Annotated in this window: 22 protein-coding genes and 1 pseudogene; 15 read left to right on the forward strand and 8 right to left on the reverse strand. The window is 66.7% G+C overall.

Features of this window, described 5'->3' with window-relative positions:
• Positions 1–10: 10 nt before the first annotated feature.
• The 5 genes from BOS5A_RS11535 to cobT form a co-directional block, all read right to left on the reverse strand.
• The gene (locus BOS5A_RS11535; RefSeq protein WP_151955243.1) at positions 11–694 is read right to left on the reverse strand and encodes a Fe2+-dependent dioxygenase; all 684 of its coding nucleotides are present in this window, start codon (positions 692–694) and stop codon (positions 11–13) included.
• Positions 688–1,368, reverse strand: coding sequence for a tetratricopeptide repeat protein (locus BOS5A_RS11540; protein ID WP_234419417.1), 681 nt, complete (start codon positions 1,366–1,368; stop codon positions 688–690). The genes BOS5A_RS11535 and BOS5A_RS11540 overlap by 7 nt, the downstream gene beginning before the upstream one ends.
• Positions 1,369–1,429: 61 nt before the next feature.
• Positions 1,430–3,913 carry a TonB-dependent receptor gene (locus tag BOS5A_RS11545; protein WP_234419315.1) on the reverse strand — a complete coding sequence of 828 codons (2,484 nt, stop codon included), beginning with the start codon at positions 3,911–3,913 and terminating at the stop codon, positions 1,430–1,432.
• Positions 3,914–3,967: 54 nt separating this feature from the next.
• Positions 3,968–4,246, reverse strand: coding sequence for a ribbon-helix-helix domain-containing protein (locus tag BOS5A_RS11550; protein WP_151955245.1), 279 nt, complete (start codon positions 4,244–4,246; stop codon positions 3,968–3,970).
• The gene (gene cobT / locus BOS5A_RS11555) at positions 4,243–6,063 is read right to left on the reverse strand and encodes a cobaltochelatase subunit CobT (RefSeq protein ID WP_151955246.1); all 1,821 of its coding nucleotides are present in this window, start codon (positions 6,061–6,063) and stop codon (positions 4,243–4,245) included. The genes BOS5A_RS11550 and cobT overlap by 4 nt, the downstream gene beginning before the upstream one ends.
• Positions 6,064–6,187: 124 nt before the next feature.
• Between cobT and BOS5A_RS11560 the strand changes: the two genes are divergently transcribed.
• Positions 6,188–7,645 carry a hypothetical protein gene (locus BOS5A_RS11560; protein WP_151955247.1) on the forward strand — a complete coding sequence of 486 codons (1,458 nt, stop codon included), beginning with the start codon at positions 6,188–6,190 and terminating at the stop codon, positions 7,643–7,645.
• On the opposite strand, the gene cobS is transcribed toward BOS5A_RS11560, so the two are convergent.
• Together cobS and BOS5A_RS11570 are read right to left on the reverse strand one after the other, a co-directional pair.
• Entirely contained in the window at positions 7,642–8,646 is a 1,005-nt protein-coding gene (cobS, locus tag BOS5A_RS11565) for a cobaltochelatase subunit CobS (protein ID WP_151955248.1), read from the reverse strand. The genes BOS5A_RS11560 and cobS overlap by 4 nt on opposite strands.
• Positions 8,647–8,754: 108 nt before the next feature.
• The gene (locus tag BOS5A_RS11570; protein WP_234419316.1) at positions 8,755–9,438 is read right to left on the reverse strand and encodes a winged helix-turn-helix transcriptional regulator; all 684 of its coding nucleotides are present in this window, start codon (positions 9,436–9,438) and stop codon (positions 8,755–8,757) included.
• Between the two features lie 80 nt (positions 9,439–9,518).
• On the opposite strand from BOS5A_RS11570, the gene BOS5A_RS11575 reads away from it, so the two are divergent.
• The 10 genes and pseudogenes from BOS5A_RS11575 (at position 9,519) to BOS5A_RS11620 (ending at position 15,147) form a co-directional block, all read left to right on the forward strand.
• Positions 9,519–9,956 (forward strand): VOC family protein, encoded by a 438-nt coding sequence (locus BOS5A_RS11575; RefSeq protein WP_151955250.1) that lies wholly within the window; start codon positions 9,519–9,521, stop codon positions 9,954–9,956.
• Between the two features lie 107 nt (positions 9,957–10,063).
• On the forward strand, positions 10,064–10,729 hold the full coding sequence (locus tag BOS5A_RS11580) for a glutathione S-transferase family protein (protein ID WP_151955251.1): 666 nt from the start codon (positions 10,064–10,066) through the stop codon (positions 10,727–10,729).
• Positions 10,730–10,763: 34 nt separating this feature from the next.
• Positions 10,764–11,414 carry a glutathione S-transferase family protein gene (locus BOS5A_RS11585; protein WP_151955252.1) on the forward strand — a complete coding sequence of 217 codons (651 nt, stop codon included), beginning with the start codon at positions 10,764–10,766 and terminating at the stop codon, positions 11,412–11,414.
• 26 nt (positions 11,415–11,440) lie between these two features.
• Positions 11,441–11,793, forward strand: a pseudogene (locus tag BOS5A_RS11590) (DUF1428 domain-containing protein).
• Between the two features lie 27 nt (positions 11,794–11,820).
• Positions 11,821–12,597, forward strand: a complete 777-nt coding sequence (locus tag BOS5A_RS11595) for a VOC family protein (protein ID WP_151955253.1) — start codon at positions 11,821–11,823, stop codon at positions 12,595–12,597.
• An 11-nt stretch (positions 12,598–12,608) separates the two neighbouring features.
• On the forward strand, positions 12,609–13,103 hold the full coding sequence (locus BOS5A_RS11600) for a VOC family protein (RefSeq protein ID WP_151955254.1): 495 nt from the start codon (positions 12,609–12,611) through the stop codon (positions 13,101–13,103).
• Positions 13,100–13,582 (forward strand): SRPBCC domain-containing protein, encoded by a 483-nt coding sequence (locus BOS5A_RS11605; protein WP_151955255.1) that lies wholly within the window; start codon positions 13,100–13,102, stop codon positions 13,580–13,582. The genes BOS5A_RS11600 and BOS5A_RS11605 overlap by 4 nt, the downstream gene beginning before the upstream one ends.
• Positions 13,575–13,745 (forward strand): hypothetical protein, encoded by a 171-nt coding sequence (locus BOS5A_RS11610; protein WP_199857351.1) that lies wholly within the window; start codon positions 13,575–13,577, stop codon positions 13,743–13,745. Before BOS5A_RS11605 ends, BOS5A_RS11610 begins: the two co-directional genes overlap by 8 nt.
• On the forward strand, positions 13,742–14,401 hold the full coding sequence (locus BOS5A_RS11615; protein ID WP_151955256.1) for a glutathione S-transferase family protein: 660 nt from the start codon (positions 13,742–13,744) through the stop codon (positions 14,399–14,401). The genes BOS5A_RS11610 and BOS5A_RS11615 overlap by 4 nt, the downstream gene beginning before the upstream one ends.
• A 62-nt stretch (positions 14,402–14,463) precedes the next feature.
• Entirely contained in the window at positions 14,464–15,147 is a 684-nt protein-coding gene (locus BOS5A_RS11620; protein ID WP_199857352.1) for a PilZ domain-containing protein, read from the forward strand.
• Between the two features lie 5 nt (positions 15,148–15,152).
• Here BOS5A_RS11620 and BOS5A_RS11625 read toward each other — a convergent pair whose 3' ends face one another.
• On the reverse strand, positions 15,153–15,758 hold the full coding sequence (locus BOS5A_RS11625; protein ID WP_151955258.1) for a J domain-containing protein: 606 nt from the start codon (positions 15,756–15,758) through the stop codon (positions 15,153–15,155).
• A gap of 42 nt (positions 15,759–15,800) precedes the next feature.
• Between BOS5A_RS11625 and BOS5A_RS11630 the strand changes: the two genes are divergently transcribed.
• Genes BOS5A_RS11630 through BOS5A_RS11645 form a run of 4 tightly spaced genes read left to right on the forward strand, consistent with a single transcriptional unit; the run spans position 15,801 to position 18,106 of the window.
• Positions 15,801–16,085 (forward strand): BolA family protein, encoded by a 285-nt coding sequence (locus BOS5A_RS11630; protein WP_151955259.1) that lies wholly within the window; start codon positions 15,801–15,803, stop codon positions 16,083–16,085.
• Entirely contained in the window at positions 16,085–16,774 is a 690-nt protein-coding gene (locus tag BOS5A_RS11635; protein ID WP_151955260.1) for a glutathione S-transferase, read from the forward strand. The genes BOS5A_RS11630 and BOS5A_RS11635 overlap by 1 nt, the downstream gene beginning before the upstream one ends.
• Complete coding sequence (locus tag BOS5A_RS11640; protein ID WP_151955261.1) at positions 16,771–17,217, forward strand: NUDIX hydrolase; 447 nt, start codon at positions 16,771–16,773, stop codon at positions 17,215–17,217. The genes BOS5A_RS11635 and BOS5A_RS11640 overlap by 4 nt, the downstream gene beginning before the upstream one ends.
• A complete protein-coding gene (locus BOS5A_RS11645) occupies positions 17,207–18,106 on the forward strand; it encodes a pirin family protein (RefSeq protein WP_151955262.1) in 900 nt (299 codons plus the stop codon). Before BOS5A_RS11640 ends, BOS5A_RS11645 begins: the two co-directional genes overlap by 11 nt.
• Positions 18,107–18,150: the final 44 nt, after the last annotated feature.

Raw genomic sequence — 18,150 nt, forward strand, 5'->3', positions numbered from 1 at the left:
TCGATGTTCCTCATGCGTCGGCCCAGCGCCGCAGCAGATTGTGATAGACCCCCGTCAGGCGAATGACCGCCGCGTCGCCGTGCCCCTTGTCGGCGGCGACCGCCTGCACGCCCTGGTCGAGGTCGAACAAGATTCGCCGCGCGGCATCGTCGCGGACCATCGACTGGATCCAGAAGAAACTGGCGACGCGCGTGCCGCGGGTCACCGGCGTGACGCGGTGAAGGCTGGACGCGGGATAGAGCACCATATGCCCCGCCGGCAGCTTGACTTTCTGCTCGCCGAACTGCCCCTCGATCACCAGCTCGCCACCATCATAGGCGTCGGGGTCTTCGAGGAAGAGCGTTGCCGACAAATCGGAGCGGATACGGAAGTCTGTGCCGCGCTTCATCCGCACCGCATTATCGACGTGCGATCCGAAATCCTGCCCACCGGCGTAGCGATTGAATAGCGGCGGAAAGACCTTCAGCGGCAGAGCGGCGGCGACGAACAAGGGGCTGCGCCCCAGCGCGTCCAGCACCGCGCCGCCCGCTTCGCGCGCCGCTGCGCTATCCTCGGCGAGCTGCTCGTTTCGTTTGGCGAGCGCCGATTGCGGTCCGGAGGTGACGTTGCCGTCGACCCACTCGCCCGCGTCGATGATGCCGCGAACCGTCGCCACCTCGGTGGCGGTCAGCACATCGGGGATCGCGATCAGCACGTCGCCCCGTCCCTGAGTGCCGCAAGTCCGTCGGTCCGGAACGCAGCGACGTCGCTCGCCGCAAGCCATGTCGCCGCCTTGGCGACGAACGCCGCATTGCCCCATTCGCCGGCCTTGCGCAGCCAGCCGACCGCGGCATCGATCTCGCCGGCGGCCGCCAGCATCCGCGCGTGATTGAACGCGCCGCGAAAATCGCCGCCCTCGGCCGCGCGGGCATAGCAGGCGGCCGCCTTCGCCATGTCACGCGGATGCACCCAGCCATCTTCCGCAAAACTGCCTGCGAAGTTGATCGCCTTAGCGTTGCCCAGCGCCGCCGCCTTTTCCAGCCAGTCGAGTGCCGCGGCCTTGTCCTCCGCCACGCCCTCGCCGAGCGCGAGCAGCGTCGCATAATTATACATCGCCCAGTCGAGCCCACGCTCGGCGGCGATCCGGTAGCATTCCGCCGCCCGGCGCTTGTCGATCGCGGTGCCCCAGCCGAGATCGTAGCAACGCCCGACCATGTTCAGCGCCATGAGGTGGTGCTGCGCCGCCGCCTTCGTGAACCAGCCGAGCGCGGCGCGGTCGTCCTTCGCGATCTCCAGGCCGTCCAGCAGCATCTGGCCATAAACCGCCTGCGCCTCGGCAACGCCGGCCTCCGCCGCCTCGCGCACCAGCGCGACACGGCCCCCGGACATGTCCGAGAGCCGCACGGCGATGTCGTCGGTCGAGAGCGAGGCGAGCGTCACCGACCTATCGCTAGTAGCGCACCGCCAGCGTGGCAAATGCCGAACGCCCCGGCGCGATCGTCGCATAATGCGCGGTATAGGCTTGGCTGAAATAGGTCTTGTCGGTCAGGTTCTGGACGTTGACGCTGAGATTGACCCGCTTCGTGATGTCGAACCCGGCGCGCGCGTCGAAGCGCCAGTATCCGGGGATCGAGCGCTCGATCAGCTTCGTCGCAGGCGTGACGGTCACGACGCCGGCCGCGTTTTGCGTCGCCGCGCGATTGTCCGAATAGCCGCCATAGACCCGGCTGACATAAAAGGCGCCGCCGCCGATCTGGAGGCGATCGAACAGCGTCGCGTTGGTCCAGATCGACACGCTGTCGCGCGCGGTCTGTGGCGCCTGCCGCCCGGTATTGACCGACACGACCTGCACCGTCTTCGCCGGCTGCGTCCCTACCGCTGCGGCAGTCAGCGCGGTGAAGCCACCATCGGTGATGACCGGATCGAGATGGGTGTAACCGCCGAAGATCGTCCAGCCCGGCAGGATCGTCCCCGTCGCGGTCAGTTCCACCCCGCGGATACGGCGCTTGCCGATAAATTGCGGAACATTGTCCGGACCGGTGACGCGGGCGTTCTGCGTGTCGGTCTGGAAGACCGCGACACCAAGGTTCAGCCGCCCGCCCATCAGCGCAGCCTTGGCGCCGACTTCGTAGGATTTCGTCTTCTCGGGCTTCAGCGAATCCGCCAGCGCGGCGTTCGCCGCGCCGCCCGTCGTCGGCAGCGCGTTGCCCTCCTGCCCTTCCCCGAGCAGACTGTTGGGTGGCGTCGCGGCGGTCGCGTAGCTGGCGTAGACGCTAGTGTCGTGCGTGGGCTTGAAGACGAGGCCGGCCTGCCAGTTGAACAACTCGTCGGTCCGCTCATACTGGATTTGCGAGGTCGCCGCGATCGGCTGACCCGGGCGGACGCGCGAATGAAATCTGTCATAACGCGCGCCGATATTGAGGATCAGCGGCTCGGCGAGGGTAATCGAATCGAAGCCATAGACACCGACGGTATTCGCGTCGTTCTGCGTCTCGGCGACGGTGAGATTGCGCGAGATCGCCGCGGGGGTCGTCGATGTGTCGTTCGCGTAATTGACCCACGGATCGTTCGCGTCGGGCGTGAAGAGACTGGTGCAGTAATAGCGCGCGATCGCCGGCGGCGTGCAGCGTGGGCTGATCGTCGATCCGGTCGACAGCAGCTCGTTGCCCGCCGCATTGGTGAAGCCGCGCGTCACGAACGTGCCCCGCCGCGCCTTCTCCCAGGCCAGCTCCGCGCCCGCCGCAAAACTGTGCTTGATCGCGCCCGTCGCGAACTCTCCGAACAGATCGGTCTGGTTGACGATTGAATCGGCATAGCCATAGCGGGTGTTCGCCCGCCGCCAGACGAGGCCGCCCGCGGTCGCCGGGTTCGCCACATTTGTCCCGAACACATTGCCCTGCTGATCGTCGGGCTGGGTGTAGATGTAAGACTGGTCATTATGCGTGAAGCGCGACGTGTTGCGGAGCGTAATGCCGCCGAAATCATGCTCGACGCGCACGGTCGCCTGATCGACCGAGGTATCGCGGAAGTCGCGGCTCTTCACGCCGTAGAAGGTCGAGCGATCGACATAGCCGGTGGTGCCCGCGATCGTCGTGACGTTGCCGATCGCCGGCTGCGACAGGCTGGTGCCGAGCGGCGCGTTGCCGATCGTGTAGAGATACGGGATGCCGCTGTCGGGTAGTTCCTGGCTTTCGAGATGATAGTAGCCGACCGTCAGCCGCGTCGGCGTGCCCAGCCCGATCGTCACCGACGGCGCGACGCCCCAGCGCTTCTGCCAGATCGCATCGCGCCCCGCGATGTCCTGATCGTGCCACACGCCCTCGACCCGCACCGCGATCGTATCAGTCAGCCGGTGGTTCACGTCGGCGGTGATGCGCTTGTAATCGTCGGTGCCGTAGCTGCCGGCAACGGCCACGAAATCCTCGGGCTGGGGCACCTTCGAGATGATGTTGATCGTGCCGCCGGCGTTGCCGCGCCCGCCGAGCGTCGTATCCGACCCGCGGATTACCTGGATCTGGTCGATCGCGAAGACCTCGCGGCTTTGCGCGGCGAAATCGCGCACGCCGTCGACATAGGTCGATCCCTGGCTGTCGAACCCGCGGATGAACGGCCGGTCACCGATCGGATTGCCACCCTCCGCCGCGCCGAAGGTGATGCCGGGAATGGTGCGCAGCGCATCGACGAGCGTCGCGGAACCGGTCTGCTGGATCGTCTCGCTCGGCAACACGATGATCGAGCGCGGCGTATCGACGATCGACGCGACGAATTTCGGGTTCGAGTCGCGGCGCTGGCGCTCCCCCTCGACCACGATGTCGTCGCGCGTCTGCGGATCAGCATCGACCGCGGGCGTCTTCGGCCCATCCTCGGCGAAGGCCGGTGCGGTTGCGATGAAGCCGACGCACGACAGCGCGAGAAATGAAACGGTCTTGGTCACGGTAATCCCCTTTGCTGGGAATGCCGCTATTGAGAGTCGTTCGCACTGTCAACGCTATTGAGAATAGTTCGCACTTTTGTCGCGGAGGGAGGCGAAGAGCCAGCTGCGGATCGCGCTCGCGAGGTTGGGCGGATCAGGTTGTGAAATGCGCAGCGCGTCGATCTGCGCGACGAGAGCCGAGAGCGGCAACACCGCGGCTTCCGCCGCGTCTTCCAGTGCCTGCCAGAATAACGGCTCGAGACTGATTGACGTCTGGTGCCCGGCAATGGTGATCGATCGCTTGACCGGGCCGACAAAGCCGCCGCCGGGCGGTGCGACGCCCGGCCCGGTCATTCGCTGTCGAACAGCGCCGCCAGCTGCTCGATGATCGTCCCGCCCAGCTGCTCGGCATCCATGATCGTCACGGCCCGCGCGTAATAGCGGGTCACGTCATGGCCGATGCCGATCGCGACGAGCTCGACGGGCGAGCGCGTCTCGATCCACTGGATCACCTGCCGCAGATGCCGCTCCAGATAGCTACCCGAATTCACCGACAGCGTCGAATCGTCGACCGGCGCACCATCCGATATGACCATCAGGATGCGCCGCTCCTCGGGTCGGGCGATCAGCCGGCCGTGCGCCCATAGCAGCGCCTCGCCATCGATATTTTCCTTGAGCAGCCCCTCGCGCATCATCAGCCCGAGATTGGCGCGCGCGCGCCGCCATGGCTCGTCCGCCTTCTTGTAGACGATGTGGCGCACGTCGTTGAGGCGCCCCGGTTGCGGCGGGCGACCGGCGGCGAGCCATGTCTCCCGGCTTTGTCCGCCCTTCCACGCGCGCGTCGTGAAGCCCAATATCTCGGTCTTCACCCCGCAGCGCTCCAGCGTCCGCGCGAGGATATCCGCGCTGATCGCCGCGATCGAGATGGGCCGCCCGCGCATCGAGCCGGAATTGTCGATCAGCAGCGTCACCACCGTGTCGCGAAAATCGGTTTCGCGCTCGATCTTGTAACTGAGCGAATGGGTCGGGTTGACGACAACCCGCGCCAGCCGCGCGGCGTCGAGCATCCCCTCTTCCTGGTCGAAATCCCACGACCGCGCCTGCTGCGCCATCAGCCGCCGCTGGAGCCGGTTGGCGAGCTTCGACACCGCCGATTGCAGGTGGACGAGTTGCTGGTCGAGATAGGCGCGCAGCCGCTGCAATTCGTCGAGATCGCACAATTCGGTCGCGGCGATCACTTCGTCGAATTGGGCGGTCCAGGCCTTGTATTCGAACTGCGGCGAGAAATCGCCGAACGGCCGGTTGGGGCGGACCGGCTGCATCCCCTCCTCGCCGTCGTCGCCCGGCTCGCCGTCCATATCGTCGAGCTGGTCGTCGCCCATCTCCTGCGACTGGCCCTCGACATCGTCCGATTCGCTGGGCGTGCCCCGCGCCTCCACCTGCGCTTCGCCTTCGCCGCCCTGCTCCTCGTCCTCGCCCTCGTCCTGCTCGGACTGGTCTTCGCCCTCGGCCTCATCGCCGCCTTCGTCGCTATCCTCGGGCACCGCATCGCCCTCGACCAGTTCGAGGTCGGCCAGCATCTTCATGGTGAGCGCCTGAAACGCCCGCTGATCGTCGAGCGCGAGCGCCATCGCCGTCAGATCGGTCTTCGAATCGATCCAGTCGCGCACGAGTGCCAGCCCGGGTTCGGCAATCTCGGGGGTCGGCTGGCCGGTCAGTTGCTCGCGCAGCAGCAGCGCGAGCGCAGTCGAAAGCGGCACTTCCGCCCGTGTCCGGGCGCGCGTGATCGGATCGGAGCGCAACCGCACATCGAGCGCGGTCGCCAGGTTGTCCGCGATTCCCCGATAGCCGCGGCTGCCAAGCGCCTCCACCCGCGCCGTCTCCGCCGCATCGAACACCGCGCGCGCGACGGCATCGGCCGGCAAGGCGCGGGCGTGCATCGCCGCGTCGTGGTGCCGAAGGCGCAGCGCGAACCCGTCCGCGAAACCGCGCGCCTCGGCGACCTGATCGGCGGGCAGCGCGCGCGCCGGCATCGGCACCTTGATGTGCTTGCCGGATTGCGCCGGCGCGTCGGCGGTAAAGGCGAGCTCGACCTCCGGCTCGTCCGCGATCGCCCGCGTCGCGCCGCCGAGCACCGCCTTGAACCGATCGAGTGGGGTTTCGTTCGCCATAAGGCCCAAGCGTCTGACACCGATGGGTCGTTCCGATCAACCCCGTCGATCAACGGCTGGTCAAGCATTGGCCGTTAAGCATGATCCAATGGTGTCGCGCTCCTCCCCTCCGAGCCTGCCCGCGATGCGGGTTGCGGCGCTTCTTCTGTTATGGCTGGCGGCGAGCGCGGTTGGCTGGAACCTGTCGCTCAACAACGATGTCAGCTGGCAATATTGGGTCGCGCGGCAGCTGATAGGCGGCGCGCGTTTCTACACCGACATCACCGAATCGAACCCGCCCTTGTGGTTCTGGGAGGCGGTGCCGGTCACCTGGGCCGCCGACCGGCTGCATGTCGCTGCGCGCCATCTCGCGGTCGCATTGGTCATGGCGCAGACGATGCTCGCGATCGGGCTTGTCGGCGCGCTGTCACCGGGCAAGGCGTTGTGGCGCAGCGCCGGCGCGACGCTCATCCTGCTGACGCTGCCGCTCTTCGATTTCGGCGAGCGCGATCATCTGATGGCGATCGGCGCCCTTCCCTATGTGCTGCTTGCGGCGCGCCGCGTCGAGGGCCGTCTCGTCGATCGCAGGATCGCCATCGTCGTCGCCGCATTGGCGGCGGCAGGCTTCGCGCTGAAGCCGCATTTTCTGGTCGTTCCGATCGCGATCGAGGCTTGGGTCGCCCTTCGTCTTGGCAAGGGCTGGCGGATCGTTCGTCCCGAGACGGCGACCGTCGCGGCAATATTGGTCCTTTACGCGCTGGCGGTCGCCATTCTCACTCCAGCCTATTTCACGCATCAGCTCCCCCTGGTCCTGTCCGCTTACGGCGAGTTCAAGCCGCCGTTCGCACGCGTGTGGACACAGCAAATCTATCTGCCGTGCTGGATCGTCGGCGCGGCGGCGCTGATCCTCGCCCGCCAGCGCAGCGCCGCCACCGCGAGCGCAGGCGTGGCGGCGATGGCGTTCGCGGCGGTTTATACGATGCAGGGCAAAGGCTTCCCGTATCATGCGCTGCCGGTGACGATCGGGGTGGCATGGGCGTGCTGGCTGCTGCTCGAGCGGGAGCGCCGTCTTGCGCCCCGCCTGCTGGCCATCGCCGCGATTGGCGGCGCGCTCCTCACGGCGGCGCTTGTCGGCCCCTTCAAGCCGTCGCGGATCGATCCGATCACCGCGCGCATCGAGGCGCTGCCGCCGGGCGCGACCTATGCGCTCATCTCCACGCACAGCTGGGACGCATTTCCGCTGATCGAGGACCGCCGGCTCATCTGGCCGATGCGCGGTTTCCTGCTGTGGACGATGCCGGCCATCGCGCGCGACCCGTCATCGCCAATCGCCGCAACCACGCGCCGCGAGATCGCGCAAGACCTGTGGTGCCACCCGCCCGACGCGATCCTGTTCGACGATCCCGCGCGGTCACCGGCGATGCCGCGTAACGGTTTCGATTACCGGCGCTTCGTGCTCGGCGATCCTTCGGCACGCGCTCTGCTAGCCAACTACCGCCTCACCGATCGCGTCGGCGGCGCGACGCTATGGACACGCACGAGTCCGCTCGCACCGCGCGGCAGCGACTGCCGTGCGATCAGCATTCGCCCAGACTATCGCTAGGCCTTGCCGACCACGCTCTCGGGCAAATCCTTGCCGAACACGCGCTGGTAATATTCCGCCACCAGCGGCCGTTCGGCCTCATCGCATTTGTTGAGGAACGACAGCCGGAACGCGAAGCCCGCATCGCCGAAGATCAGCGTGTTCTGCGCCCAGGTGATGACGGTGCGCGGGCTCATCACGGTCGAGATATCGCCGTTGATGAAGCCCTTGCGGGTCAGGTCGGCCACGCGGACCATGTCGTCGACCGCCTTCTTGCCCTCCGGCTTGTCATACTCGCCGGACTTGGCGAGCACGATCTGCGCCTCGACCGCGGCGGGCAGATAGTTGAGCGTGACGACGATATTCCAGCGGTCCATCTGACCCTGGTTGATCTGCTGCGTGCCGTGATACAGCCCGCTCGTATCGCCGAGACCAACCGTGTTGGCGGTCGCAAACAGCCGGAAATAGGGGTTTGGCCGGATCACCCGGTTCTGGTCGAGCAGCGTCAGCTTGCCCTCGGTCTCCAGCACCCGCTGGATCACGAACATCACGTCAGGTCGCCCCGCATCATATTCGTCGAACACCAAGGCGGTCGGCGTCTGAAGCGCCCAGGGCAACAGCCCCTCGCGGAACTCCGTCACCTGCTGGCCGTCCTTCAGCACGATCGCGTCGCGCCCGACGAGGTCGATGCGGCTGATATGCGCGTCGAGATTGATGCGGATGCACGGCCAGTTGAGCCGCGCCGCCACCTGCTCGATATGGGTCGACTTGCCGGTGCCGTGATAGCCCTGCACCATCACGCGGCGGTTATGCGCGAAGCCCGCGCAGATCGCGAGCGTCGTGTCCGCGTCGAACACATAGGCCGGATCGAGATCGGGCACCCGCTCGTCCGCCTCGCTGAACGCGGGCACCTGCATGTCGGAATCGATCCCGAACAGATCGCGGACGCTCTTCATCTGATCGGGCGCGTCGAGGATCGTCGTCTCGCGGCTGTCGGGCTGGGTGTTCGGAATGTCGGTCATGTCGGCGCCTATACCGTTCGGGCTCATCGTGTCGAAGTCCGTTCTTCAACGCCCGAGAACGCAGAATGGCACTTCCACCCGCCTCACTGCGAACGGATCGTCAGCAGGTCAACCCACCGTGATCTTCGGCGGCAGCGCGAACAGATCGACGAAACCCTGCGCCGCTGCCATGTCGCCGGTCACCGCCAGCGTCCCGCCAGCGCCATCTCGTGTCAGCGGGTGCTTGCCGTAGACCGTGTGACGCATTGCCATCGTATCGCCCGTAAAGGTTGCCTCCGCATCGCCAGCCTCTCCACGCGTGATCGTGACGTCGCCGTCCGCGACGCGTGCGATGAAGGCGTCGGCCGGAAAGTGGAACGCGACCGTGACACGCTCGGTCCGGGCACGATCATGATCGATCAGCGTCTTCAGCGACATCATCGCGGAGGCTGGCGACATGAACAGCATCGGATCGTGCCGTGGGGACCGCGCCGCCCATCGCCCGAGATCGCGGATCACCGAGTCGCTCTCCCGCCCCCAATCGGTGAGGTCATAGACCGGCACGTTCGCCGGCGACGGCAGGCGATAACGGGTAACGATCCCGTTCGCCTCCAGCCCCTCCAGTCGCTGGGTGAGCACATTGGCGCTCACCCCCGGCAGGTTCGCCTTGATCTCACCGAAACGACGAGGGCCGAACATCAGCTCACGCATGATGAGCAGCGACCAGCGCTCGCCCACGAACTCCAGCGCCAGCGCCGTGCCGCACGCATCGTCATACCAACGCTTCGTCGATGATTTTTCTCGCTCAGTCACTTTTTCTAACTTCATGGTTGTTTTTAATAACCGATCGGAGCATTCAATGCAAATACCGATTCGGAAAGGGAGAGTTTCCAATGACCAAGATGATCTTCGTGAACCTGCCCGTTGCCGACGTCGCAAACGCGACCGCCTTCTACAAGGCGCTCGGATTCGAGAAGAACCCGCAATTCTCGAACGAACAGGCGTCGTCGATGCAATGGTCCGACGCGATCGTGGTGATGCTGCTCGACCGCGCGTTCTTTTCGACCTTCACCGACAAGACGATCATCGACGCGCGCACGCAAACCGGCCCGCTGATCTCGCTGTCGCGGGACAGCCGCGCGGAAGTGGACGCCATCACCGAGGCTGCGCTCGCCGCGGGCGGCCGCGAGCTCCACGATCCGGAGGATATGGGCTTCATGTATAGCCGTGCTTTCGAGGACCTCGACGGTCACGGCTGGGGCACGCTCCACATGGACATGGCCGCCGCGAACGCGATGGGCGACGACATCCACAAGCCGGTCGAGGCCTGAGATGAACGGCCTGCGCCCTTTCCTGGTCGGCATCGCGGCCTTTGCTGCGACCGCGCTGATGATCGCAGCGCAGGCCCCCCATCCCTTCGCGTGACCGGAGCAAGACGATGACCCGCCCCACGATCACCTCCTACGACTGGTCCCCCGACGGCCCGCGCGGGCTGGTCCGCGATGTTCGCGTCCGCTGGGCGCTCGAGGAAGTCGGGCAGGCCTATGACGTCCGCTATCTATCCTGGGGCGAGCAAAAGGAGGCGGCGCACCGAACGCGGAGCCCCTTCGGACAGGTGCCGACCTTCGAGAAAGGCGACCTCGTCCTCTTCGAATCCGGCGCGATCATTCTTTACATCGCGCGGCAGCATTCTGGCCTTTTTCCCGGTGGCGCCGATGCCAAGGCACGGGCGGAAGCCTGGCTCCTCGCCGCGTTGAACAGCGTCGAGCCGCCGGTTTGGGATTACGTCGTCGCCAAGATCATCGAAGCGCGCGAGCCGTGGGCCGAGACGCGGCTCCCGGTGGTCGAGGCGCGGCTGCGCACGCGCTTGGGCGAACTGTCCAACCGGCTTGGCGATGCCGACTGGCTGGACGGGGATTTCAGCGCGGGCGACCTGATGATGGTGTCGGTGCTGCGCCCGCTCGGCACCAACCCGATCCTGCAGGAATTTCCCAATCTCGCCGCCTATGTCGCGCGCGGCGAGGCGCGTCCCGCGTTCCGGCGCTCGCTCGATGCAAGGCTTGCCGGCCTCACCGGCGCGGCGCCTGCCGGCTGGCCCCACTGATCGCGCCCATTCGAACGGTTGAAAGGATTTCCCGATGTCCCTGCCCGTCATCACCACCTTTGCCTGGGTCCCCGAATTCGCCCGCGGCTTCGTCCGCGACATCCGCCCGCGCTGGGCGTGCGAGGAGGTCAGCCAGCCTTACGAGGTCGATCTGATCCGCGACGCCAAGACGCCGGACTACAAGCGCCGCCAGCCCTTCGGGCAGGTCCCCACCTACCGCGACGATGCGGTCGATATCTTCGAATCGGGCGCGATCGTGCTTCATATCGCGGAGCGGGCCGGCAAGCTGATCCCGACCGACCCCGGCGCGCGCATCCGCGCGATCCAGTGGCTCACCTGCGCGCTCAACTCGGTCGAGCCCTTCGTCATGGCGCTGCCAATCAACGACATTTTCGAGGCCGACCGCGAATGGTCACGCGCGCGTCACGACAAGGTGGTGGAAGACCTGGAGGGACGGCTCGCCGATCTCGAGGCCTCGCTCGGCGACAGGACTTGGCTCGATGGCGAGGTCTTTACGGTAGGGGACCTGATGATGGTGTCGGTGCTCGGCGGGCTGCGCGGTACACCCGTGCTTGGCGGGTTCCCGGCGCTTGCCGCCTATGTCGCACGCGGCGAGGATCGCCCGGCGCACCGCAAGGCGATGGCGGATCACATGGCGACCTTCGCCGAACCCGCCGCCGCCTGACCGATCAAAAAGAGAGGAGAGAGACGATGATCTACATCGACGGATTTCTGGCTCCCGTCACCGCGGGCACCAGCAAGGAAGCCTATACCGAATTCGCCGCGAAGGCCGCGCCGATCTTCAAGGAACATGGTGCGATCCGCGTGGTCGAGGGCTGGGGCGACGACGTGCCCGATGGCAAGCTCACCGATTTCCGCCGCTCGGTGCAGGCGACCGAGGCGAGACCGTCGTCTTCTCCTGGATCGAATGGCCCGACAAGGCGACCCGCGACGCCGGGATGAAGAAGGTGATGGAAGACCCTCGCATGTCGCCGGACGATCCGATGCCCTTCGACGGCAAGCGCCTGATCTTCGGCGGTTTCCAGGGCGTGGTCGACGCCTGAGTCCTCGCCAGCTGCAGGAGAGATATGATGCCAAATCCACACGGCACACCGATCTGGTACGAACTGCTGACCGAAGATCCCGATGCGTCCAAGACCTTTTACGACGCAGTGATCGGCTGGACGGTCGAGCCGCGGCCTTCGGGCGAGATGGACTACCGCATGATCGACACGAGCGGCGGCGGGCAGGTCGGCGGGGTGATGCGCCTTTCGCCCGAAATGACGGCGGGCGGCGCAAAACCGACCTGGCTGTTCTACATCGGCGTCAATGATGTCGATACGACCGTTGCGAAGATAACCGCGGCCGGGGGGAGCGTGCGGATGCCCGCCTTCGACATCCCGAACGTCGGCCGGATGGCGCTGGTCGCCGATCCGCAGGGCATCCCCTTCTACGTCATGCGCGGCGCGAGCGAGGAGAGCAGCACCGCCTGGGAGCGGATGGGCATGGGCAAGTGCAACTGGAACGAACTCGCCACCACCGATCACGCGGCGGCGAACGCCTTCTACGCCGATGTGTTCGGCTGGTCCTATCCCGACAAGATGACGATGCCGGGCGACATGGGCGATTACGTCTTCGTCGAAGCCGCCGGCGAGCAGATCGGCGCGACGATGAAGGCCGGGGCCGGAGAGCCGACCGGCTGGCGATTCTACTTTCGCGCGCCCGACATCGAAAAGGCCGCCGAAACCGTGAAGGCGAAGGGCGGCACAGTCCATGCGGGCCCGATGGAAGTCCCCGGCGGCGACCGGATCATCGTGGCGAGCGATCCCCACGGCGTCATGTTCGGCGTCGTCGGCCCCGGCAATTGAGGAGAGAGACGATGACGGACAAATTCGTGACGTGCCTGTGGTTCGACGGCAAGGCGCGCGAGGCCGCTGAATTCTATGCGGCGACCTTTCCCGACAGTCATGTCGGCCCGCGTCATACTTCCCCGAACGACAATCCGTCCGCCAAGACGGGGGACGAGCTGACGGTGGAATTCACCGTCCTCGGCCGCGCCTTCGTCGGGCTGAACGGCGGCCCGCACTTCAAGCCCAACGAAGCGGTCAGCTTCATGGTGATGACCGAGGATCAGGACGAGACCGACCGCTACTGGAACGCGATTGTCGGTGGCGGCGGCGCGGAGAGCATGTGCGGCTGGTGCAAGGATCGCTGGGGCTTTTCCTGGCAGATCACCCCGCGCGCCCTGCTCGCGGCGACGACCGACACCGACAAGGCCGCCGCCAAGCGTGCGATGGACGCGATGATGACGATGAAGAAGATCGACATCGCCAGGATCGAGGCCGCGCGACGCGGCGAGCAGGTTCCGGCATGAGCGCGTTCGCTGACGAGCTGGTCGTCGAGCGCACGATCGACGCACCCCGCGCGGTCGTCTGGCGTGTCATGACCGAGCACTTGCCCGAATGGTGGTGCCCGGAGCCATGGAAGGCGGAGCCGGTCGCGCTCGAATGGAAATCCGGCGGACGGTTCGCGATCGCGATGCGCGGGCCGGGGGGCGAGGAGCACGGCGGCGACGGCATGCTTCTGGAGGTCGTTCCCGAGACGCGCCTCGTCTTCACCAACGCGCTTGGCGAGAACTGGGCGCCGCAGGTGCCGCAGCCGGTCGCGATTGTCGGGCGGATCGAGATCGCGGATACGGGCGACGGCCGCACGGCCTACCGTGCGAGCGCGCGGCACTGGAGCGAAGCCGACACGAAGGCGCACGCCGAGATGGGCTTCGCGGAAGGCTGGGGCATCTGCGCCGACCAGCTGGCGGCGCTGGCCACGCGCATGGCGGAAGCGCGCGATGCGTAAGGCCACGGGCGCCGTCTTCCTCTCGCTCGGGAGGGTCGTGCTGGCGCCCGCCGGCCCGAGCGAGGACCGGACCGGCCGCGTCGGCTCCTTCGCGCCGACCGTCTCCTCCGCGCGCGAGGATGCGCGTCAGCAGCTGATGCAGCGCGAGGACGCAGCCGCATGACGATCCAGCTCTTCGCCCATCCCTTTTCGTCCTATTGCTGGAAGGCGCTGATCGCGCTCTACGAAAACGGCACGCCGTTCGACTATCGCCCGCTCGATCCGGATCATCCCGATAACGGCTCCGAATGGGCGACGCTCTGGCCGCTGCGCAAGATGCCGGTGCTCGTCGATGAGGGGCAGACGATCCTGGAGACGAGCGTCATCATCGAATATCTCGATGGCACATATCCCGGCCCCGCCCGACTCATCCCGGCGGACCCGGCAGCGGCGATCGAGGTGCGGATGCTCGACCGCATTTTCGACAATTACGTGATGACCCCGATGATGAAGCATGTCAGCGACGCGATGCGCGTCGGGGATGCGAAGGACCCCAGCGGCGTTGCCGACGCCGGCGTCATGCTCGACGGCATTTACGCCTGGCTCGATTCGCGTCTGGCAGGGCGGGCATGGGCGGCGGGCGATACCTTTGGCCTAGCCGACTGCGCGGGGGCGCCGGCGCTGTTCTACGCCGACTGGGTGCGGCCGATTTCGGCGGAACACGGCGTTCTGCGCGACTACCGGGCGCGGGTGCTCGCCCGCCCGTCCGTGGCGCGTGCGGTCGAGGAAGCACGCCCCTATCGAGCGTTTTTCCCGCTCGGCGCACCTGATCGAGATTAGATAATTTCTAAACCTGGCGCCTGTATGTCCGTTGGATAGAACAGAATCACCGGGTGTGTGCGTTGATCCACGATCGCTCCATCGAAGAGGCCGTCAGCCCGCCGCCCCCTGCGGCGCTGCAGGCGCGCGCGCCGCGCACCAATCTTTTCCTCTCCGCCAGCATCGAGGCCGATGACGCCAGCGCGCCGGTGCGCATCCGCAACCTGTCCGAAACCGGTGCGATGATCGAAGGGCCGGCCTTCCCCGCGATCGGATCGACGCTAAAACTCCACCGGATGGAGGTGGACGTCGATGCACGCCTCGTCTGGCAGGCCGGCCCCCGCGCCGGCATTCATTTCGCGGGCACGATCACGGTCGCCGAATGGGTATCCGGCAAGCGCGCCGCGAGCGGCCCGCTGTTCGGCCAGACCCGCGTCGATGCGATCCAGGCGACGATCCGCACCGGCACCGCACCACTGGTCGCACCGCATCCCGAACCCGTTCCGGGCGCCGTCGCCGCTATCCCCGATCTCGAACGGCACCTGGCCGAGGAAATCGCGCTCGTCCGCCGCTCGCTGGAGGATATGGGCGACGTGATGACCGACGATCCGATCGTCGTGCAGCGCCATCACAAGCTGCTCCAGACCTTCGACCTGTCCTGTCAGGTGCTCGATCACATCGCGCGCATCCTGACAGCGGAGGATCGCGGCAAGGCGGTCGCCGCCGTCGGCATGGACGAACTGCGCGCCCGCCTCACGCGCGGTTAGGCTCCTCAGGCGAAAGCAGGCGCCTGACGCAACTGCTGATACGCCGCGATGACCTTCTGCAGCTGCCCCTCCTGGCTGCGGTCGCCGCCGTTGCGATCGGGATGGAGTTTTCGCACCAGCTCCGAATAACGCTTGCGCAGCGCCGTCCGGTCGGCGTCCGCCGCGAGGCCCAGAACCTTCAGGCTGGCGCGGTCCTGCCCCGACAGCGGCTTGCCGTCGGTGCGCTCGGGCGCCACCTCGCGGCGGTAGCGCGCGCCGATGGCATCGAGCGGATCGCTGAAATCGGCCCAGCGCGGCCCGGCATCGCCGCCCGCATGCGCAAAAGCCCGCGTCTCGCGTTCCCACCCAGCCATCGGGCGCTGCGCGTCGTGGATCTCGTCCGCGGTCATCCCGTCGAAGAAATTATAGCGCGCGTTGAAGGCGCGGACATGATCGAGGCAGAACCAGCGGAACTGCGGAGGCCGGTCGCCGCCACCCGCCCCTTCCAGCGGCGGCGCGCGAAACTCGCCCGGCTCGCGGCAATCGGGCGAATCGCAAATCCGCCCCGTGCCTTCGACACGACCGTGGAACCGGGCGTTCGGCCTGTCCTTCTTTTCAGCGCCGCGCGCCAATTCGCTGCCCTTCCCGCCGCAAAAACGGCTTATATAGGGTCGATGACCGATGCTTCCACACCCCTAGCCACGCTGATCGACGCCCGCCTTCGCGACGCGCTGAGCCCCTCCGCGCTGATCGTGACCAATGATAGTCACCAGCATGCCGGGCATATGGGCGACGACGGCACCGGCGAGACGCACTTCTCCGTCGCGATCGAAAGCGCGGCGTTCGACGGGCTGAACAGAGTCGCGCGACAGCGGCTGGTGAACCAGGCGCTTGCCGATCTGTTGTCCACCCGGATCCACGCGCTCGCAATCCGCGCGCGCGCACCGGGAGAGGACTGATGCCCTGCAAACTCTGGTACTGGCCAAGCCTTCAGGGGCGCGGCGAGTTCGTCCGCCTCGCGCTGGAGGCGGGCGGGATCGCCTATGTCGATTGCGCGCGCGACGATGACGGCGTGAAGGCGATGATGGCGGACATGGCAAAGCGCGCTTCCGTCTATGCCCCGCCCTATCTCGTCGATGGCGACCACGCGGTGTCGCAGGTCGCGAACATCCTGCTCTACCTCGCCGACCGGCATCCGGTCCTTGCTGGTGGCAGCGACCGCTACACGCTGAATGCCCTGCAACTGACGATCGCGGATGTCGTGGCGGAGGTGCACGCGGTGCACCACCCCGTCGATGCCTCAGCCTATTATGACGACCAGAAGTCCGAGGCGAAGCGCGCGGCGGACGCCTTTCGCGACCAGCGCATCCCCAAATTCCTAGATCATTTCGAAGGCGCGCTGGCAGGCGACTGGATCGGCAAGGACTGGTCCTATGTCGATCTCTCGCTGTTCCAGCTCGTCGCCGGCCTGCGCTACATGTTTCCCAAGCGGATGGCCGCGCTTTCGCCCGAATACCCCCGGCTCGCCGCGCTGCACGACCGGGTCGCGGCGATCCCCGGAATCGCCGCGTACCTCGCGAGCGACCGCCGGATCGCGTTCAACACCGACGGCATCTTCCGGCACTATCCCGAACTCGACGCCGCATGAGGGCGAAGCGACCCGCTGCGCGCATCCTTCTGGTCAATCGCGACGGCCATGTCCTGATGTTCCGCTTCACGCCGGACGACCGTGCGCCGATCTGGTGCACGCCGGGCGGCGCGGTCGATCCGGGCGAAAGCTATGAAGCGGCGGCCCGGCGCGAACTGTGGGAAGAGGTCGGGCTCGATATCGATTGCGGCGCCGAGGTCGCGCAGCGCACCGTCGACTTCCGCACCTTCGAGGGCGTCGATGTGACCGCCGACGAACGCTATTTCCGCGTCGATATCGATACCTGCGAGGTGAGCGCGGGCGCGCTGACCGCGCTGGAGCAACGGGTGCTCGATCGTCATCACTGGTTTTCCCCCGCCGACCTCGCCGACTGGCCCGAAACCCTCTATCCGCAGGACTTGGCGGCGATGCTCGCCGCAACGGAGCCCGCGCGTGCAGACTGATCTCTTCGACGTGACGCTGACCCCCGTCACTCACGATCTCGGCGGGTTCAAGGTCCACCGCACGCTGCCCGCAAAGGCGCGCACGATGGTCGGCCCATTCCTGTTCTTCGACCAGATGGGGCCGGCCGAGCTGGCGATCGGCGGCGGCATCGACGTCCGCCCGCATCCGCACATCAACCTCGCGACCGTGACCTATCTCTTCGACGGCGCAATCGACCACCGCGACTCGCTCGGCACGCAGCAGCGGATCGAGCCCGGCGCGGTGAATCTGATGACCGCCGGCCACGGCATCGTCCATTCCGAGCGGTCGCCCGGCGACGAGCGCGCGCACGGGCCGGTCCTCTCGGGCATCCAGACCTGGCTCGCCTTGCCGGAAGCGCAAGAAGAGATCGATCCGGCGTTCGAGCATGTCGCGGCGACCGAACTCCCCATCGTTTCGGGCGACGGCGTGACGGCGCGGGTCATCATGGGCTCGATGTGGGGCAAGACCGCGCCGACGACTACCTATGCCGGCACGATCTACGCCGACATCGCGCTCGACGCCGGCGCGACGGTGCCGATCGATGCTTCGGCCGACGAGCGTGCGCTCTACCTCGCGATGGGCGAGGCGTGGCTGGAAGGCGTGCGGCTCGAGCCGCAGGTGCTTTACGTGCTGAAGCCGGGCGTGGTGGGAACGTTGCGCTCGACGACGGGCGGACGTGTGATGCTGTGCGGCGGCGATGCCTTTGCGACCCCGCGTCACGTCTGGTGGAACTTCGTCAGCTCCTCGCGCGACCGCATCAATGAGGCGAAGCGCGCGTGGAAGGCCGGCGAGTTTCCGAAGGTGCCGGGGGACGAGAAGGAATGGATCCCGATCCCCGAAGTGCCGAAGACGGTGAGCTATCCCTGACCCTCATCGTCATGCCGGACTTGTTCCGGCACCCACCGTGCCGC

Source organism: Sphingomonas sp. EC-HK361 (assembly GCF_902498785.1).
Taxonomy (GTDB): Bacteria; Pseudomonadota; Alphaproteobacteria; order Sphingomonadales; family Sphingomonadaceae; genus Sphingomonas.

What these genes read in the sequence shown, in the direction of transcription:
- BOS5A_RS11585 (WP_151955252.1), top strand. Translation starts at nt 10,764, where the DNA reads ATGTCCCTGCCCGTCATCACCACCTTTGCCTGGGTCCCCGAATTCGCC.
- cobS (WP_151955248.1), bottom strand. Translation starts at nt 8,646, where the DNA reads ATGACCGACATTCCGAACACCCAGCCCGACAGCCGCGAGACGACGATC.
- BOS5A_RS11600 (WP_151955254.1), top strand. Translation starts at nt 12,609, where the DNA reads ATGACGGACAAATTCGTGACGTGCCTGTGGTTCGACGGCAAGGCGCGC.
- cobT (WP_151955246.1), bottom strand. Translation starts at nt 6,063, where the DNA reads ATGGCGAACGAAACCCCACTCGATCGGTTCAAGGCGGTGCTCGGCGGC.
- BOS5A_RS11575 (WP_151955250.1), top strand. Translation starts at nt 9,519, where the DNA reads ATGACCAAGATGATCTTCGTGAACCTGCCCGTTGCCGACGTCGCAAAC.
- BOS5A_RS11580 (WP_151955251.1), top strand. Translation starts at nt 10,064, where the DNA reads ATGACCCGCCCCACGATCACCTCCTACGACTGGTCCCCCGACGGCCCG.
- BOS5A_RS11560 (WP_151955247.1), top strand. Translation starts at nt 6,188, where the DNA reads ATGCGGGTTGCGGCGCTTCTTCTGTTATGGCTGGCGGCGAGCGCGGTT.
- BOS5A_RS11605 (WP_151955255.1), top strand. Translation starts at nt 13,100, where the DNA reads ATGAGCGCGTTCGCTGACGAGCTGGTCGTCGAGCGCACGATCGACGCA.
- BOS5A_RS11610 (WP_199857351.1), top strand. Translation starts at nt 13,575, where the DNA reads ATGCGTAAGGCCACGGGCGCCGTCTTCCTCTCGCTCGGGAGGGTCGTG.
- BOS5A_RS11595 (WP_151955253.1), top strand. Translation starts at nt 11,821, where the DNA reads ATGCCAAATCCACACGGCACACCGATCTGGTACGAACTGCTGACCGAA.
- BOS5A_RS11540 (WP_234419417.1), bottom strand. Translation starts at nt 1,368, where the DNA reads ATGTCCGGGGGCCGTGTCGCGCTGGTGCGCGAGGCGGCGGAGGCCGGC.
- BOS5A_RS11630 (WP_151955259.1), top strand. Translation starts at nt 15,801, where the DNA reads ATGACCGATGCTTCCACACCCCTAGCCACGCTGATCGACGCCCGCCTT.
- BOS5A_RS11550 (WP_151955245.1), bottom strand. Translation starts at nt 4,246, where the DNA reads ATGACCGGGCCGGGCGTCGCACCGCCCGGCGGCGGCTTTGTCGGCCCG.
- BOS5A_RS11635 (WP_151955260.1), top strand. Translation starts at nt 16,085, where the DNA reads ATGCCCTGCAAACTCTGGTACTGGCCAAGCCTTCAGGGGCGCGGCGAG.
- BOS5A_RS11615 (WP_151955256.1), top strand. Translation starts at nt 13,742, where the DNA reads ATGACGATCCAGCTCTTCGCCCATCCCTTTTCGTCCTATTGCTGGAAG.
- BOS5A_RS11640 (WP_151955261.1), top strand. Translation starts at nt 16,771, where the DNA reads ATGAGGGCGAAGCGACCCGCTGCGCGCATCCTTCTGGTCAATCGCGAC.